Genomic DNA, 18057 nt, shown 5'->3' on the forward strand with positions numbered 1-18057 from the left:
GAAGGAGCCCACCTGTGTTCGTCGAATACCTCACCACTCTCCTGAGCACCGTCTACAAGGTGCCCGGAGTCATCGACCCGGACAAGTCGTTCACCGAACTGGAGGTCGACTCGCTCTCCCTGGCGGAGCTGGGCGCGCAGCTGGAGGACGAGTTCGGCATCGCGGTCGACGAGGACGAGCTGACCGGCCTGACCACGGTGACCGAGCTGGCCGGACTGCTGCAGTCACGTGGGGCGGACATACCAGCATGAACAGACGCAGACAGCAGTACCCGGATGTGGTGATCACGGGTATCGGCATGGTGACGCCGGCCGGCACGGACACGGCCACGGCGTGGAAGGCGACCTGCGCCGGGCTGCCCACGGCGGCGCCCGACGCCCGCCTCGACGGCATGGCCGTGGACTTCACGTGTGCCGCCTCGGCGTTCGACGCGCACCGCGTTCTGGGCAGCGACGCGCGCCGGATGGACCCCTTCACGCAGTACGCCGTCGCCGCGGCCCGCGAAGCCGTGGCCGACGCGGGGGCGGCCGGCGGGCCGTGGGACCCGGCCCGGGTCGGGGTGCTGATCGGCACCGCCGTCGGCGGCCTGGAAACCTGGCTCGAACAGGCGGGGCGGCTCCGGGACACCGGGGCGCGCGCCGTCAATCCCCTGACCGTCCCGAAGGCCATCGGCAACATGGCCGCGGCCACGGTCGCCCTGGACCTCGGTCTGAACGGACCCGCGCTCGCCGTCTCCACCGCGTGCGCGTCCGGCACCACGGCCCTGGGGCTCGCCCTCGACCTGTTGCGCGCCGGCCGCTGCGACATCGTGCTGGCCGGTGGCGCCGACGCCGCGGTCACCCCGCTCCTGTCCGGCGCCTTCGACCGGCTCAAGGCGCTGTCCCGGCGCCGTGCCGATCCGTCGGCGGCGTCCCGGCCGTTCGACCGGCAGCGCGACGGCTTCGTGCTGGCGGAGGGCGCGGCGGTGCTCGTACTGGAGCGCGCGGCGGACGCGCGGGCACGCGGCCGGCGCCCCTACGCCTCGCTCCTGGGCTACGGCGAGTCCTCCGACGCGTACCACCTCACCTCGCCCGACCCCGAAGGCAACGGCGCGCGGCTCGCGCTGCGCAGGGCGCTGGCGGACGCCGGGGTGGCCGCGTCGGACGTGGCGCTGGTCAACGCCCACGCGACGGGCACCCCCCAGGGCGACGCCGTCGAAGCGCGCCTCATCCACAGCGCCTTCGGCCCGCACACCGCGGTCACCTCCACCAAGGGGGTCACGGGGCACATGCTGGGCGCGGCCGGCGCCGCCGAGGCGGCGTTCACGGCCCTGTCCATCGACCAGGGCGTCATCCCGCCCACCGCGAACTTCGAGGAACCGGGGGCCGACATCGCCGACATCGACATCGTCCACGGCGCCGTCAGGTCCGCTCCGGTCCCCGTGGCGGTGAGCAACTCGTTCGGCTTCGGCGGCCACAACGCCGTCGTCGTCCTCGGGCGCGCCTGAGCGGGCCCGAGGACCCACAGTCTTCCGTACGGATCACGCCGGGCTCGCGGGAGGGGGTGAGCGAGCACTGCCGTCCGGTTCGCCCCGCTGAGGAGGGCGAACCGGAACCCCGTCGCCGAGTGGTGCGCGTCAGCCCTTCGCGGCGACCCTCACTCGGCGGCCTCGTCGAGTTCCTGCGCGACCTCCAGCCACGTCTCGGCGTAGCGCCGGGCGAGGTCCACGACCAGGTCGCCGCAGTGCGAGGGCACCGCGGCGACCAGCTTGGACCAGCACCGCTCCTCGATGGCGTTGCGCTGGAGCACCCGGAACAGGCGCCGTTCCTCTTCCCGGTGCCGCAGCGAGGGATCGTTGAGCAGCCTGTCGAGCAGGGTGACGGGGTCGGGTTCCAGGAGCCGGCCGTCCCGCACGGAGGCCCGCGGTTCCACCGCCCGCACGGGCTCCGGTGAGGTCCGTTCCACCGCCACCGCGCCGGGCTCCGGTGAGGTCCGTTCCACCGCCACCGCGCCGGGCTCCGCGGGCCCGCTCGCGCACGTCTGCGGCCGGGGCGTCTGCTCCGCCACCGGCGGCTCGCCGGACAGCAGTCGTCTGCGGACGTCGCTCACGGTCGCGGGCGAGACCCCGGCGAGCCTCGCCACCTCGCGCAGCGACGCCCGCGGCCGCTCGGCGATCAGTGCGGCGGCCCGCTCCCGGCCCTCCGCGCCGTTGAGGGGGCGCACCTTGCCGTCCCTGCCGACGCGCGCGTTCAACCGGGTCGCCTCGCCCGCGAGTCCGCGCCGGATCGCGGCCACCGTCTTGGCCCCCAGACCGGCGACCCGGGCGATCGCCCGGTCCGACATCTCGGGGTGCGAGGCGATGATGCGCTCGGTCGCGGCCCGCCGGTCCTCCCTGGACAGCGGAAGGCCATGGGTCACGTTCGCTTCCACGGCCCGCAGGAACGCCTCGTCGGCGGTGCCGTCGAAGAACTCGACCAGGATGGTCGCCTCGCCCTTGCGGAAGGCGGCCGCCAGCCGGTGCATCCCGTCGATCACCCGCATGCTGCGCCGGTCCACGAGAATCGGCGGAAGGGGGGTCTCGACCGCCGTCAGCCGGGCGACGTGCTCGGGGGCCTGGCCCTCCAACCGGGGCGAGTCGGCGGGCAGGAGCGAGGCGATCGGAACGGAGACGACCCCGCGCACGGCCGGCGCGGGAACCGCGGCCGGCCAGGGCGAACAGCCGCCCTCGTCAGGAGCCGCTGGATGCCTCAAGTCGACAGCGCCACGCTTCATTTTCCGCTCCCCCAGTGACGAAACGTCTCAATTCCGGTACGACGACTTCCAGCAGATAAATCTGCGGTCGCCGGGCAATGAGGGAAATGCGGCATCAATGGCGCCGAACTCGCAACCAGTACAGCGGTAGTGGCTTCATCAACTCACCGCCACTCCTTCAGAATGCCCGAAATCACATTCGAACTTACCTCCAGTATGCGGTTCAGGCAACCGCCCGAGTCCGCTGCCCGCCGCCCTGTGCCCGCCGCCCCGGGAAAGGCGTTCAAGTGCGGCGCCGCAGCGGTTGGACACCGGCATCGGCGGCGCATCCCGGCGGCGCGCTCGCCTGGACGGACGGCCCTGTCCTATCTTCTGAATCATGACGCTCATCCGGGCAAGGGGCCCGGTTGGCAAGGGGCATGGTGGCAAGGGGTTGATGGCATGGTTACCGGTCGTGTGGTGCGGTTCGACAGCGTGCGGGGTTTCGGGTTCATCGCTCCCGATCACGGTGGGGACGACGTCTTCCTGCACGTGAACGATCTCCTGATCCCCGAGAGCTACCTGCGCTCGGGGCTCGCGGTGCAGTTCGAGGTGGAGGAGGGCGATCGCGGGCTCAAGGCCTCGGCGGTCCGGCTGGCGGAGGGGGCCGAGGTCAAGCCGCCGGCCTTCCAGACGCCCGCCACCGCCGCCGTCCGGATCCCGTCCCCGGTCCCCGCTCCGGCCAGGCAGGCGGACGGCGACGACAGCCTGTGCGACGTGCTCGCCGCGAGCGAGTACCTGCACGAGGTGACCGAGCTGCTCCTGTCGGCCGCGCCCTCGCTGACGGCGGATCAGATCGTGCTGATCAGGGCGAGTCTGGCGCAGAACGCGAAGAACCACGGCTGGACCGAGGGCTGACCGGCCCGGAGGGGGAGCCGCGGCTCCCCCTCCCCCCGCGGCGGCCCGCCCACCCGTGATCCGCGTTCCGGCAGCCTCGCACCGGCCCGCGCACCGGTGGGCGGGCCGTCCGGCGTGACCGTGCGGCGTGACCGTGCGGGCGCGTCGCGGAATTCCGGCTGTGTCCCTCCCCCCGGCGGACAATACTCCGCAATGCCGCGCACTACCGCGATCCCTGCCTCGGAGTTCCCTTCCCGGCCGGACGCCGGTTGAACAACGGAAGATGGCCGGATGAATGGTCCGGCCGATATTGATCGGGGGCGATCGCGCGATGCATCGTGGGTGCGCCACGGTTTTCTCCGCCGCTGGCCGAGTGCCGCAGCTCCCCTCTCAGGACAGCACGCCGAAAAGCCGCAGAATCCCGGTCCTGGTCACCGGATTTTGACCCGATTTCTCCTCTCACCGGCTCTCACCGGATGTGAGAAGAACAGAGAGCGAGGCAGTTTCCGTGACCGTGCTAAACCGCCCGTCCATGGGCCCGATACGGCTGCGACCGGGCGACGAGTCGCTCCAGCGCCAGCAGGTCAGACCGGGAACGGTGCGGCGGATCCTGCCGTACGCCCGGCCGTACCGCTGGCAGGTCGTGCTGCTGCTGACGGTGACCGCCGCGGACGCCTGTATCGCGGCCGCCAGCCCGCTGATCCTCAAGTTCATCATCGATCACGGCATTCTGCCCGGGCATCTCCGCGTCGTCGTGTGGCTCAGTCTGGCGCTGGCAGGACTGGCCGTGGTGAACGCCGGGGTCGTCTACCTCCAGAGCTGGTGCTCGGGCCGGGTCGGCGAAGGGGTCGTCTACGAACTGCGCACCCAGGTGTTCGCGCATGTGCAGCAGCAGCCGGTGGCGTTCTTCACCCGTACCCAGACCGGCAAACTGATCAGCCGGCTCAACACGGATGTCGCCGGAGCCCGCCAGGCCGTGACCACCCTGCTCACCCAGGCCGTCTCCACGGTCCTGACCCTGGTGCTGGTCCTCGGCGCGATGTTCTACCTCTCGTGGCAGATCACCGTCGCGGCCCTGGTGATGATCCCGCTGTTCCTGATCCCGGCGCGTCTGCTGACGCGCCGCATGCAGCGCATGACCAGATCGCTCATGGAGCAGGACGCCGAGATGAGCTCCATGATGACCGAGCGGTTCAACGTCTCGGGCGCCCTGCTGGCCAAGCTCTACGGCCGCCCGCAGGACGAGGAGGAGCTGTTCGCCGGTAAGGCCGCCCAAGTCCGCGACCTGGCGATCAAGTTGGTCGTCTGGGGCCGGTTGCTGCCCATCGTCGTCACCGTCCTCACGACCTTCACCACCGCCCTGGTGTACGGCCTGGGCGGCGCGCTCACCATCGACGGCACCATCGAGTTCGGCACGCTGGTGGCCATGGTGGCCCTGCTGATGCGGCTGTACGGGCCCGTCAACGAACTGTCGACCATGCAGGCCACCGCCACGGTCGCCCTGGTCAGCTTCGACCGGGTCTTCGAGGTGCTCGACCTCAAGCCCCTGATCACCGAGCGCCCCGACGCCAAGGAACTGCTGCCCGCGGCGGGTGCGGCCGCGGCCGCCCCGGACATCGAGTTCGCGGGGGTCACCTTCCGGTACCCCGGCGCCGACGAGGTCTCGATGGCATCGCTGGAGGCGATCCCCAGCCGCAAGCGCGAGCGGTCCGACGCCCCCGCCCAGGACGTCCTCCACGAGCTGAGTTTCCGCGCTCCGGCCGGCAAACTCACCGCGCTGGTCGGGCCGTCGGGCGCCGGCAAGACCACCATCACCCAGCTGGTGCCCCGTATGTACGATCCGAACACGGGCACCGTGCGCATCGGCGGGCACGACATCCGTGACCTGACCCTCGCCTCCCTGCGCGAGAACGTCGGTGTCGTCACCCAGGAGTCCCACCTCTTCCACGACACCCTGCGCGCCAACCTGTCGTACGCCCGTCCCGGCGCCGACGAGCAGGAGCTGATCGAGGCGTGCAGGGCGGCCTTGATGTGGGACACCATCGCCGCCCTCCCCGAGGGTCTCGACACCGTCGTGGGCGACCGCGGCTACCGGCTCTCCGGCGGTGAGAAGCAGCGGATCGCCCTGGCCCGCCTGCTGCTCAAGGCTCCGCCGATCGTCGTGCTCGACGAGGCGACCGCACACCTGGACTCGGAGTCGGAGGCCGCGATCCAGCAGGCGCTCAAGACCGCCCTCGCCGGCCGCACCTCGTTGGTGATCGCCCACCGGCTGTCCACCATCCGCGAAGCCGATCAGATCCTGGTGGTCGAGAACGGCCGGATCCGCGAGAGCGGGACCCACGAGGAACTGCTCGCGGCGGCAGGACTCTACGCCGATCTCTACCACACCCAGTTCTCCCACCAGGCGACGGTACGGAAGCCCGCCGGGCCCGGTCCGGCGCCGTCCGCGGTGATCGCGGGGGGCGCACGACCCGGCTCCTGACCGACTCCGTCCGACCGAAGGCCGGTCCGGCCACCGCACGCGGTGACCGGACCGGCCTTCGCGCTGCTGCCGCACGCCTCCGCCACGCTGCCGTACGGCGGTGCCACGGTGCCATACGGCGGCGCCACGTTGCCGTACGCCGGTGCACGGCCGCGCACCCGCTCCGACGCACCCTCCGCGAGCGGCCGGGAGCCTCCCCGGCCGTGGACGCCGATACCCGGCACGGCACTTGCCCGGAGGAGCACACCCGCCCGCCTGCCGGGCCGGTTGCCGTGCCGCGCGGTGCACCGTGGTGTGGCGCGGTGCCCGCAGAGCCGGCGGAAGTGACCGGCCTCGCGGCCTCCGGACGTCCGGACCGCACATGAACGGTGCCCGGGCCCGGCTCGTCGTCGACGAACCGGGCCCGGGCACCGTGCGGTACAGCGGCGTCAGACCGACGCGGGACGGCTCACTCCTCCCGCTCCGACCGTGCGGCCAGCCACTGCGAGACGGCGTCCCAGGCCAGGCCCAGCATCTCGGGCCTCACCATGTCGGAGTGCCCGCAGGGAATGCGGACGGTCGCGGCCCGCCGGGTGAGGTGCGGCTCCCACAGCGCCTCGGGCGAGAAGTCCGCCCGTTTCCCTTCTTCCGCGACGAGGATCAGCGTGTCCCCGCCGAAGGTGCCGTAGGCGTGCCGGTCCCTCAGCGTCGCATTGTTGTCGAACACCCGGACCAGCAGGGCGACTTCGTCGTCGTCGACGCCACCGAGCACCGGGCCGAGTTCGGCGCGCACGCGCTGCGCCAGGCGCGCCGGGCCGTCGGCCGGCCCGTCGGCCGGTGCGGTGCGCGCGCCGTCGGCACGCCGCTCGGAGCCGGCCGCGCGCGGCCCGTCGGCTCCTTCGTTCCGGGCAGCCGCGGCGTCGGGCGCCGGGATCGGCGGGTACGCGTCCATGAGGATCAGCGACACCTCCTCGCCCTCGGCCTCCAGCCGCACCGCGACCTCGTGTGCGGGAGTTCCGCCGAAGGACCAGCCCACCAGGTGGTAGGGGCCCGACGCCTGCACCGCGCGTATCCGCTGCACGTACTCGGCGGCCATGTCGGCGACCGAGCCCGACAGCTCCCCGGAGCCCTCGAGCCCCTGGGCCTGGAGGCCGTACAGCGGGTACTCCTCGGGGATGAAGCGGGCGAACGGCATGTAGCACCAGCTCAGTCCGCCCGCGGGGTGGATGAAGAAGAACGCCGGCTCGGTTCCGCCGGACCGGATCGTCAGCACTCCGCCGAGGGCGTCCTGCACCGACGTCAGGCTGAACGTCTGCATCAGCCGCGCCGGCGTCGGGTTGGTGATCAGGGTGCGCAGCGACACGGTGACGCCCCTGCCCCGCAACCGCTCCACCAGGGTGACCGCCATCAGCGAGTGGCCGCCGAGCGCGAAGAAGTCGTCGTCCACCCCGACCGCCGGCACGCCCAGGACCTCGGCGAACGTCTCGCACACCGCCGCTTCGAGCACACCTGCGGCGCCCCGGCCCGCCGTCGGGTCCCCGGCGCCGCCCGCCGCGGCCGCGAAGTCCGGGGCGGGCAGGGCCCTGCGGTCCACCTTGCCGTTCACCGTCAGCGGCAGGGCGTCCAGGACGGTCACCGAGGACGGCACCATGTAGTTCGGCAGCCACTCGGCCGCGAACTCCCGCACCGACCCGGCCAGCGCACCCGGATCGGCGTCGCCGGCGTCGGGGACGACGTAGGCGACCAGACGCTTGCCGCCGCGGGGGTCCTCGTGCACGACCACGGCCACCTGGCTCAGTCGCGGATGCCGGTCGAGCACCTTCTCGATCTCGCCCGGCTCGATCCTGAAGCCGCGGACCTTGACCTGGTCGTCCGTACGGCCCGCGAACACGAGTCGGCCGTCCGGCGTCCACCGCGCCCGGTCCCCGGTGCGGTACAGCCGCGCCCCGCCGCCGGCGAACGGATTGGCCACGAAGCGTTCCGCGGTGAGCCCCGCGCGCCCCACATAGCCGCGTGCCAGCCCGGCGCCGGCCACGTACAGCTCACCCGCGACGCCCACCGGAACCGGCGCCATCCGCTCGTCCAGCACGTACACCCGGGTGTTCACCACCGGGGAACCGATCGCGACGGTCGCGGCCTCCTCGTCGCACCGCCACAGCGTCGCGTCCACCGTGGTCTCCGTCGGACCGTACGAGTTGAACATGGCACGCCCGCGCGCCCAGCGCGCCATCACGTCGGGCGGGCAGGCCTCGCCCGCCACCACCAGCACGGTGTCCGCACTGATCGACCGCTCGTCGAGGGTGGCCAGCACGGCCGGCGGCAGCGTCGCGTGCGTGACCCGGGTCTCGGTCAGGAACTCCGGCAGCGCGGTGCCCAGCCGCCGTTCGGCCGGCACCGTCACCAGGGCCGCTCCCGACAGCAGGGCCATCATCCACTCCCAGCCGAAGGTGTCGAAGGCGGCCGACGCGAACTGCGCCACCCGTGCCCCCGGCCCCACGGCCAGACGCTGGACGTGTCCCGCCACCAGACTCGCCACGCCCACGTGCGAGACCAGCACACCCTTCGGCCGGCCGGTCGATCCGGACGTGTAGATCACGTACGCGGGGTGCTCGGGCCGCAGCTCGGCGCACGACGTGGCCGAGCCGTCGAGGGCGGCCAACTCGGTCGCCACGGCCGGGTCGTCCAGCACCAGTGACCGCACGTCGCCGGGCAGGATCCCGGCCAGCGCCGCGGAGGTCAGCACGACCTCCATCCCGGCGTCCCGCACCACGTAGGCGATCCGTTCGGCGGGGTGGTCGGGATCCAGCGGCACATACGCTCCACCGGCCTTCAGGATCGCCAGCAGCGCCGTCTGCAGGCCGGCACCGCGGTCGAGGCACACGCCGACGCACGCCTCGGGGCCGATGCCCAGACCGGTCAGGTAGCGGGCGAGCCGGTTGGCACGGGCGTCCAGTTCGGCGTACGAGATCTCCGTACCGTCCGAGACGACCGCCACCGCTCCGGGATCACGCGCCAGTTGGGCCGCGAACAGCTCCGGCACCGTGGCCGCCCCGACGGATGTGTCGGTGCCGCTCCACTCCGTCAGCATGCGCCGCTGCTCGGCCTCGTCGAGGACCGTCACCGCGGCGAGCCCGCGCTCCGGGCTGTCCTCCAGCGCGGTCACCAGGCTGTCCAGGCAGGTGTGCAGCAGCCGGCACAGCGCCTGCCCGTCCACCGAGTTCACCGCGTCCACGGTCAGCCCGAACCCGGCGCCCAGATCGTCCACCGAAACGGCGACCGGGTAGTTGGTGGCCTCCCGGGTGAACACCATCTGGATGCTCCTGGGCGCGGTGCGGTCCGCCTCCTTGCGGGACTCCGCGTCCGGACGCTGGCTGTGCCGGAAGTTGAAGATCGAGGTGAACAGCGGACTGCCGCCGGGCACCCCACTGACCTGTTGCGCCAGGGTCAGCGGCGCGTGCTCGTGCACCAGGAGTTCCGCCAGCTGGTTGCGCAGTCCTTCCAGCGCCTGTCCGACGCCGGTGGCGCCGACACGGACCCGCACGGGCAGGGTGTTCAGGAACAGGCCCGGCACCCGGTCGGCGCCCGTTCCGGCGTTCATCCGCCCGAACAGCACCGTGCCGAAGACGACGTCGTCGCGGCCGCTGACCGTCGCAAGGACCCGCGCCCAGGCCAGGTGGAACACGGTGGCCGGGCTCACCCCCAGCGACCGGGCGACCTCCCGCACCCGCTGCCCCACCTCGTCCTCGACGTCCTGGTGGGAGCGCGTCACACCACTGCCGTCACCGTGCACGTCGAGCAGACCGTACGGCGCGGTGGTCTCCTCCACGTCGCCCAGCAGGCCGGCGAAGTACCGCTCGTGCTCCTCACGGGCCACGCCCAGCCGCGCCTGCGCCACGAAGTTGCGGAACGGCAGCGGCTCCGGCAGCGAGTCCTCCCGCCCGGACATGAACGCGCTCATCTCGGCCAGCAGCACGTCCTGCGTGGTGTGGTCCTGGATGAGGTGATGCATCCGCAGCAGCGCCAGCCAGCCACCGCCCTCGCCGGGCTCCGCGGCGGTGTGCACGTCGATCAGCGGCGCACGGCCGGTGTCCATGCTCGGACCGGCCGCCGCGATCAACTGCCGCACCGCGTCGGGTCCGTCAGCGGTCAGCTCCACCGGCGTCACCGGCAGTACGGCCCGGCGGGCCACGACCTGGACCGGCTCGCGCAGGTCCTTCCAGAGGATCGCGGTGCGGTAGATGTCGTGCCGGTCCACCACGCGCTGCAACGCTCCGAGGAACGCGTCCAGCCGCTCCCGCGAGTCGAAGCGGATGACCCGCGGCGCCGCGTACACGTCCGCGCCACCGTCCGCCTGCAACAGGTGGTGGAAGAGGATGCCTTCCTGGAGGGGGGCGAGCGCGTAGACGTCGGCGATGTTGGCCGCGCCGCCCGGGATCCGTCCGACGATGTGCGCCACCTCGGCCTCGTCCAGGTCCACCAACGGCAGCATCTGCGGCGTGAGGTGCTCGGCGCCCTCAGGTATCCGGTTCTCCGGCACCTCGACCGCGTCCGGAGCCGCCACCGCGGCCAGACCCGCCGGCGTCGGCGTCTGGAACAACGCCCGCACCGACACCGACACACCCTGACCCCGCAACTGCTCCACCAGAGCCACCGCCAGCAGCGAATGACCGCCCAGCGTGAAGAAGTCGTCGTCCACACCCACCGCCGACAGACCCAGCACCTGCGCGAACGCCTGGCACAGAATCTCCTCCTGCACCGTCGCCGGACCACGCCCACTGTCCGCCGTCGCAGCCGCACCATAATCAGGCGCCGGCAACCCCCTACGATCCAGCTTCCCATTGCTGGTCAACGGCAGCTCCGGCAGCACAACCACCGCGGACGGCACCATGTACTCCGGCAACCGGCCCGCCACGAACTCCCGCACGGCCGCCGCGAACTCGGCCGCCTCCACCTCGTCGTCCACCTCTTCGGTGACCACATAGGCGACCAGGCGGACATCCCCCGGAACATCCTCCCGGGCGACCACCGCGGCCCCCTCGGCCAGCGGATGCGCGGCCACGACCGCCTGCACCTCACCCGGCTCCACCCGGAACCCACGAATCTTCACCTGCTCATCCGCACGCCCCGCGAACACCAAGTTCCCCTCACCCGACCACCGGGCACGGTCCCCCGTCCGATACATCCGCTCACCCACACCACCGAACGGACACGCAACAAACCGCTCACCCGTCAGCCCAGCCCGACCCACATAACCACGCGCCACCTGCGCACCCGCCACATACAACTCCCCCACCACACCCACCGGCACCGGACGCAACCACTCATCCAGCACATACACCCGCGTATTCGCCACCGGAGCACCCACCGGCACCACCCCACCAGCCACCAACTCCCGCGACAGACGCACCGTCGCCACACCGACCGTCGTCTCCGTCGGCCCGTAATGATTGAACACCGCCGAACCCTCACCGACCGCGTCCAGCAAGCCGTTCACCAACTCCGGCGAAGCCGCCTCACCACCCAGAACCAACGACCCCACCGACCCCACCGACTCGACGCCCAGCGCCGCCACATGCGACGGCACCGCCTTCAAGCAGTCAATCCGGTGCTCGGTCAGGTACTGCGCTACGGCGGCCGGGTCCGTGACCAGCTCCTCGTCCAGGAAGTGCAACTCACCCCCGCCCGTCAGACTCGCGAACACCGTCGTATTCGCCAGGTCCGTCGCCTGACCCTGCAACACAGCAAACCGGCCACCGCCATCGAACCCGACCCGCTCCGGCACCGACGCCACATAGTTCGCCAGCCCACCATGCGTGACCGCGACGCCCTTCGGCCGCCCGGTCGAACCAGACGTGAACACCACATACGCCACCTGCCCCGGCCGGATCTCCACCCCCGGCGCCGTCTCAGAGGCGGCCCCGAGCTGCATCGCAGTCAGCGGATCGTCCACCGCGACGAGACGGTGCCGTCCCGCCGGGAGATCGTCCAGGATCTCCTCCGTGGTCAGGGTCAGCACCGCACCGCTGTCCCGCAGCACCAACGCCACCCGCTCCGCCGGCAACCCCGCGTCCACCGGCACATACCCCGCGCCCGCCTTCCACACCGCGAGCATCCCCACCACCATCTCCACACCCCGCGGCAGACACAACCCCACCACCGACTCCCCGCCCACACCCTGCGCCCGCAGATAATGCGCCAGCCGATTCGCCCGCGCATCCAACTCCCCGAACGACACCGGCCCATCCACGTCCACCACCGCCACCGCACCCGGCGACCGCACCACCCGCTCCTCGAACAGCCCCAACACCGTGGAAGCCGCCACCGGCACCTCCGTGGCGTTCCACTCCACCACCACCCGATCCCGCTCCTCCGCCCCCAGCACATCAGCCGCGCTCACCCGCGTCGACGGGTCCCCGACCACCTGCGCCAGCAGCAGCGACAGACCCTCGGCCAGCCGGGCCACCGTCGCCGGGTCGAACAGGTCAGCAGCCCCCGTCACCACCCCGCCGATCCCCGCCGGCGCGCCGTCCGCGCCGAATCGCTCGCCCACCAGCACGGACACATCGAACTTCGCCCCGACCCGGCCCAACGGCAGCGCGCTGCCCCGCAGACCCGACACCGTCTCGGCCGCACCGCCCACGCCCGCCACCGACACCGTGTCCTGCATGGTCAAAATGACCTGGAACAACGGATGCCGCGCCGCCGACCGCGAGGGCGCCAGTTCCTCCACCAGCCGCTCGAAGGGCACGTCCTGATGCCCGAACGCGGCAAGACTCGTCTCCCGGACCCGCTCCAGCACCTGCCCGAACGACGGATCACCCGACAGATCCGTCCGCACCACCAGCGAGTTGACGAAGCACCCCACCAACTCGTCCAACGCCTCATCCGTACGGCCCGCGATCGCCGAACCGATCGGGATGTCCGTCCCCGCACCCAACCGCGACAACGTCACCGCCAGCACCGCCTGCAACACCATGAACACCGTCACGCCACGCTCACGCGCCACCTCACGCAACCGTGCGTGCACCGCGGCCGGCACATCCACCGGCACCGCATGCCCCTCGTGCGAGGCCACCGCCGGACGCGACCGGTCATACGGCAACGCCAGCTCCTCCGGCGCCCCCGCCAACGCCTCACGCCAGAACCCCACCTGCCGCGACAGCACACTCTCCGGATCACCCTCCTCACCCAGCAACTCCCGCTGCCACAACGCGTAATCCGCGTACTGCACCGGCAACGGCGCCCACACCGGCACCCGCCCCTCCACCCGCGCCGCATACGCGGACGTCAGATCCCGCTCGAACGGAGCAGACGACCACCCATCACTCGCGATGTGATGCACCACCACCGTCAGCACATGCTCATCCGGACCGACCGTGAACAGCCGCGCCTGGACAGGGATCTCCTCGGCGAGGTCGAAGGCATAGCCGGCCGCTTCCGCGACCGCCTCGCCCAGGTCGTCCGCGCTCACGTCGGTGACGGACAGGGCGAATCCGGTCTCCTCGACCGGCAGGATCCGCTGGTACGGCTCGCCGTCGGCCACCGCGAACACCGTCCGCAGCACCTCATGCCGCCCGATCACATCCCGCAGGGCCGCTTCCAGCGCCTGCCGGTCCAATGCGCCGGTCAGCCGCATCCCGAGAGGGATGTTGTACGTCGCGCTCGGTCCTTCCAGCTGCCCGATGAACCACAGTCGGCGCTGGGCGTACGACAGCGGCACCCGCTGCGGCCGCTCCCCCGCCACCAGCGCCGGACGCGCCGCACCCGCCTGCCCCAGCCTGGTCGCGAGACCGGCCGGAGTCGGCGTCTCGAACAACGTCCGCAGCGCCACCTCCACCCCCAGCACCGCGCGCACCCGGCTCACCAACCGCGTCGCCAACAGCGAATGCCCACCCAGCGCGAAGAAGTCGTCGTCGACCCCGACCCGCTCCCGACCGAGGACCTGGGCGAACGCCTGGCACAGGATCTCCTCCTGCACCGTCACCGGACCACGGCCTCCGCCGCTCACGTACTCCGGAGCCGGCAGCGCCCTACGATCCAGCTTCCCGTTCACCGTCAGCGGCAGCGCCTCCAGCACCACCACCGCCGACGGCACCATGTACTGCGGCAGCCTCTCGGCCACAAAGCCACGCAGCTCCGCCTCACCCGCATCACCGACCACATAGGCGACCAGACGCTTGTCCCCGGCCACGTCCTCACGCACGACGACCGCCGCCTGACCCACCCCCGGATGCGCCGACAACACCGCCTCGACCTCACCCGGCTCGATCCGGAACCCACGGATCTTCACCTGCTCATCCGCACGCCCCAGATACTCCAGCCGGCCTTCCACCGACCACCGCGCCACATCCCCCGTCCGATACATCCGCTCACCCGCACCACCGAACGGGCACGCCACGAACCGCTCACCCGTCAGAGCCGAGCGCCCCACGTACCCACGCGCCAGACCCGCACCCGCCACATACAGCTCACCCGCGACCCCCACCGGCACCGGACGCAACGCACCGTCCAGCACATACACCCGCGTGTTCGCGATGGGTGAGCCGATCGGCACGGACTGCGCGTCTGCGGCCATCCGCGGGACGGCGTACGTGCAGGCGAACGTGGTGGTCTCGGTCGGTCCATACCCGTTCAGCACCTGGAGTCCGGGCAGTGCCGACTGCGCGTCCCGTACGTGCCGCACCGACAGGGCCTCGCCGCCGACCAGCACCCGTTCCAGTCCCGTCAGGATGCCCGGGTCCTCATCGACCACCGCGTTGAACAGTGCGGCGGTCAGCCACAGGTCGCTGATGCCCTTGCCCGAGATCAGCGACCGCAGTTCCGGCAGGCCGACTGTCCCCGGGGGTGCGATCACCAGGCGGCCGCCGTGCACCAGCGCACCCCACAACTCGAACGTGGAGGCGTCGAACGCCAGCGGCGCCAGCAGAAGGTGCACATTGCGCTCGCTGAACTCGGCGTACCGCTGCCCCCACACCAGCCGTGCCACGGCGCGGTGTTCCACCATCACGCCCTTGGGCAGCCCCGCCGATCCGGAGGTGAACATCACGTAGGCCGCGTCATCCGGCGCGACCTCCACTGCCGGGTCCTCGGCCGAGCGGGAATCATCCACGCTCTCGACCGGTACGAGCACGCCGCCGAAGTCCGGCAGCAGCTCGCCCAGTCCGCCCTGCGTGACGACGACCTGTACGTCCGCGTCGCGCATCATGGACGCCAGTCGGGCGGAGGGGTAGTCGGTGTCCAGCGGCACATAGCCCGCGCCGGCCTTCCACACGCCCAACAGTGCGGCTACCGCTTCGGGGCCGCGCTCAAGGCACACGCCCACCAGCGAACCCCTGCTCACACCGGCCGCCATGAGCGCATGCGCGATCCGGTTGGCCCGGGCGTTCAGTTCGCGGTAGGAGAGCCGCACGTCACCGAACTCCAGCGCCACGGCGTCCGGGCGCAGCCGCGCCTGTCCGGCGACCAGGGCGTGAACACCCTGGTCCGGCAGTTCCGTGGTGGTGTCGTTCCACTCCTCAAGGAGTCGGTTCTGTTCGGTGGTGTCGAGGACGTCCACCGTCGACAGGAGGCCGGCGGGGTCGTCCTCCAGCGTGGTCACCAGGTGGTCGAGGCAGGTGTGCAGCAGCCGGCAGAGCGCTTCCCCGTCGACCGGGCCCACCGCGTCCACGGTCAGCCCGAACCGGGTCTCCAGGTCATCGACCGCCACGGTCACCGGATAGTTCGTCGCCTCGCGCATCGCCACCGTGATGATGCCGCGGGACTCCGCGCCCGCCTCCGGCCGCGGCTCCGGCTGCCGCAGCTTGCCGTGCCGGTAGTTGAACAGCGAGGTGAACAGCGGACTGCCGTTCGGCACACCACTGGCCTGCTGCGCCAGCGTCAGCGGCGCGTGTTCGTGCACCAGCAGCTCCGCCAGCTGATCACGCACCCCCTCCAGCGCCCGGCCCACGCCCACCGCGTCGACCCGCACCCTGACCGGCAGTGTGTTGATGAACAGGCCAGGCACCCGGTCGGCGCCCGCACCGGCGTTCATCCGCCCGAACAGCACCGTCCCGAAGACGACGTCGTCACGGCCGCTGACCGTCGCCAGCACCCGCGCCCACGCCAGGTGGAACACCGACGCCGGACTCACGCCCAGCGACCGCGCCACCTCGCGCACCCGCTGCCCCACCTCCTCATCCACGCCCAGATGGGAGCGGACCACACCCGTGCCGTCACCGTGCACGTCCAGCAGACCGTACGGCGCGGTCGTCTCCTCCACATCGGCCAGGAGACCGGCGAAGTACCGCTCGTGCTCCTCACGCGTGATGCCCAGCCGCGCCTGCGCCACGAAGTTGCGGAACGGCAGCGGCTCCGGCAGCGAGTCCTCCCGCCCCGACAGGAAGGCACCCATCTCGGCCAGCAGCACGTCCTGCGTGGTGTGGTCCTGGACCAGGTGATGCATCCGCAGCAGCGCCAGCCAGCCACCGCCCTCACCCGGCTCAGCGGCCGTGTGCACATCGATCAACGGCGCACGACCGATGTCCATCCCCGAGCCCGCCGTCGCGATCAGCTGCTCCACGGCAGCGGATCCGTCAACGGTCAGCTCCACGGGCGTGACCGGCAGTACGGCCCGGCGTACGACGACCTGGACCGGCTCGCGCAGCTGCTCCCACAGGATCGCGGTGCGGTAGATGTCATGCCGGTCCACCACCCGCTGCAACGCCACGAGGAACGCGTCCAGCCGCTCGCGCGAGTCGAACCGCAGCACCCGCGGCACCACATACGCGTCCACGCCGCCGTCCGCCTGCAACAGGTGGTGGAAGAACAGACCCTCCTGCAGGGGCGCCAGGGGATACACGTCGGCGATGTTCGCCGCGCCCCCCTCGACGGCCGCGACGATCCGCCCGACCTCCTCCTCCGACAGATCCACCAGCGGCAGCATGTCCGGAGTGATCCGCTCGGCGCCGTCCGGGATCCGGTTCTCCGGCACCTCGACCGTGTCCGGAGCCGCCACCGCGGCCAGACCCGCCGGCGTCGGCGTCTGGAACAACGCCCGCACCGAGACAGCGACGCCCCGAGCACGCAACTGCTCCACCAGCGACACCGCGAGCAGCGAGTGGCCGCCGAGCGCGAAGAAGTCGTCGTCCACACCGACCGCGGGCAGACCCAGCACCTGCGCGAACACCTGGCACAGGATCTCCTCCTGCACGGTCGCCGGACCACGACCGCCGCCGGCTGTGAACACGGGGGCCGGCAGCGCCTTGCGGTCCAGCTTGCCGTTCACCGTCAGCGGCAGCACATCCAATACCACCAGGGCCGAGGGCACCATGTACTCCGGCAGCCGGTCGGCCGCGAACGCCCGCACCTCGGCGGCGAGTTCGGCCTCGGGACGGTCATCGTCGGTCGGCACGAGGTAGGCGACCAGGCGGACATCGCCGGGATTGTCCTCCCGCACGACCACCGCCGCGCGCTCCACCTGGGGATGCGCGGCCACCACCGTCTCGATCTCGCCCGGCTCGACCCGGAACCCACGCAACTGCACCTGCTCATCCGCACGGCCGGCGAACGCCAGCCGGCCATCGGCCCTCCAGTGCGCGCGGTCCCCCGTCCGGTACATCCGCTCACCGGCCGCACCGAACGGACACGCCACGAACCGCTCCGACGTCAACCCCGCACGCCGCACATACCCCCGCGCCAGACCCGCACCCGCCACATACACCTCACCCGCAACACCCACCGGCACCGGACGCAACCACTCATCCAGCACGAACACCCGCAGATCCGGAAGACCCACACCCACCACACCAGCATCACGCCCACCCCGCACACCCGCACCCTCCAGCGGGAAGTACGAGACATGCACCGTCGTCTCCGTGATCCCGTACATGTTCACCAACCGCGGCCCCCCATCACCATGCCGCTCGAACCACCCCTCCAGACGGCCCACATCCAACGCCTCACCACCGAACACCACACACCGCAACACCCAGTCGTCCCGCTCCACCCCCATC

The 18057-nt window shown here is 71.7% G+C and carries 6 protein-coding genes; 4 read left to right on the forward strand and 2 right to left on the reverse strand.

The features are described from left to right. The first annotated feature begins 14 nt into the window (after positions 1-14). Positions 15-251: an acyl carrier protein gene (locus ABEB07_RS00445; RefSeq protein WP_345666503.1), complete on the forward strand. Its 237-nt coding sequence runs from the start codon at positions 15-17 to the stop codon at positions 249-251. Next, positions 248-1486 (forward strand): beta-ketoacyl-[acyl-carrier-protein] synthase family protein, encoded by a 1239-nt coding sequence (locus ABEB07_RS00450; RefSeq protein WP_345666504.1) that lies wholly within the window; start codon positions 248-250, stop codon positions 1484-1486. Before ABEB07_RS00445 ends, ABEB07_RS00450 begins: the two co-directional genes overlap by 4 nt. Positions 1487-1635: 149 nt before the next feature. Here ABEB07_RS00450 and ABEB07_RS00455 read toward each other — a convergent pair whose 3' ends face one another. Further along, positions 1636-2751, reverse strand: coding sequence for a transcriptional regulator (locus ABEB07_RS00455; protein ID WP_345666505.1), 1116 nt, complete (start codon positions 2749-2751; stop codon positions 1636-1638). A 420-nt stretch (positions 2752-3171) separates the two neighbouring features. Here ABEB07_RS00455 and ABEB07_RS00460 point away from each other — a divergent pair, with 420 nt between their 5' ends. Then, the gene (locus tag ABEB07_RS00460; RefSeq protein WP_176147283.1) at positions 3172-3627 is read left to right on the forward strand and encodes a cold-shock protein; all 456 of its coding nucleotides are present in this window, start codon (positions 3172-3174) and stop codon (positions 3625-3627) included. Between the two features lie 511 nt (positions 3628-4138). Then, positions 4139-6088 (forward strand): ABC transporter ATP-binding protein, encoded by a 1950-nt coding sequence (locus ABEB07_RS00465; protein WP_425588926.1) that lies wholly within the window; start codon positions 4139-4141, stop codon positions 6086-6088. A gap of 448 nt (positions 6089-6536) precedes the next feature. Here the strand turns inward: ABEB07_RS00465 and ABEB07_RS00470 are convergent. Next, the coding region (locus ABEB07_RS00470; RefSeq protein ID WP_425588925.1) for an amino acid adenylation domain-containing protein at positions 6537-18057 on the reverse strand (11521 nt) is incomplete at its 5' end.

This window comes from Streptomyces similanensis, from assembly GCF_039543625.1.
Taxonomy (GTDB): domain Bacteria; phylum Actinomycetota; class Actinomycetes; order Streptomycetales; family Streptomycetaceae; genus Streptomyces; species Streptomyces similanensis.

What these genes read in the sequence shown, in the direction of transcription:
- ABEB07_RS00465 (WP_425588926.1), top strand. Translation starts at nt 4,139, where the DNA reads ATGGGCCCGATACGGCTGCGACCGGGCGACGAGTCGCTCCAGCGCCAG.
- ABEB07_RS00455 (WP_345666505.1), bottom strand. Translation starts at nt 2,751, where the DNA reads ATGAAGCGTGGCGCTGTCGACTTGAGGCATCCAGCGGCTCCTGACGAG.
- ABEB07_RS00460 (WP_176147283.1), top strand. Translation starts at nt 3,172, where the DNA reads ATGGTTACCGGTCGTGTGGTGCGGTTCGACAGCGTGCGGGGTTTCGGG.
- ABEB07_RS00450 (WP_345666504.1), top strand. Translation starts at nt 248, where the DNA reads ATGAACAGACGCAGACAGCAGTACCCGGATGTGGTGATCACGGGTATC.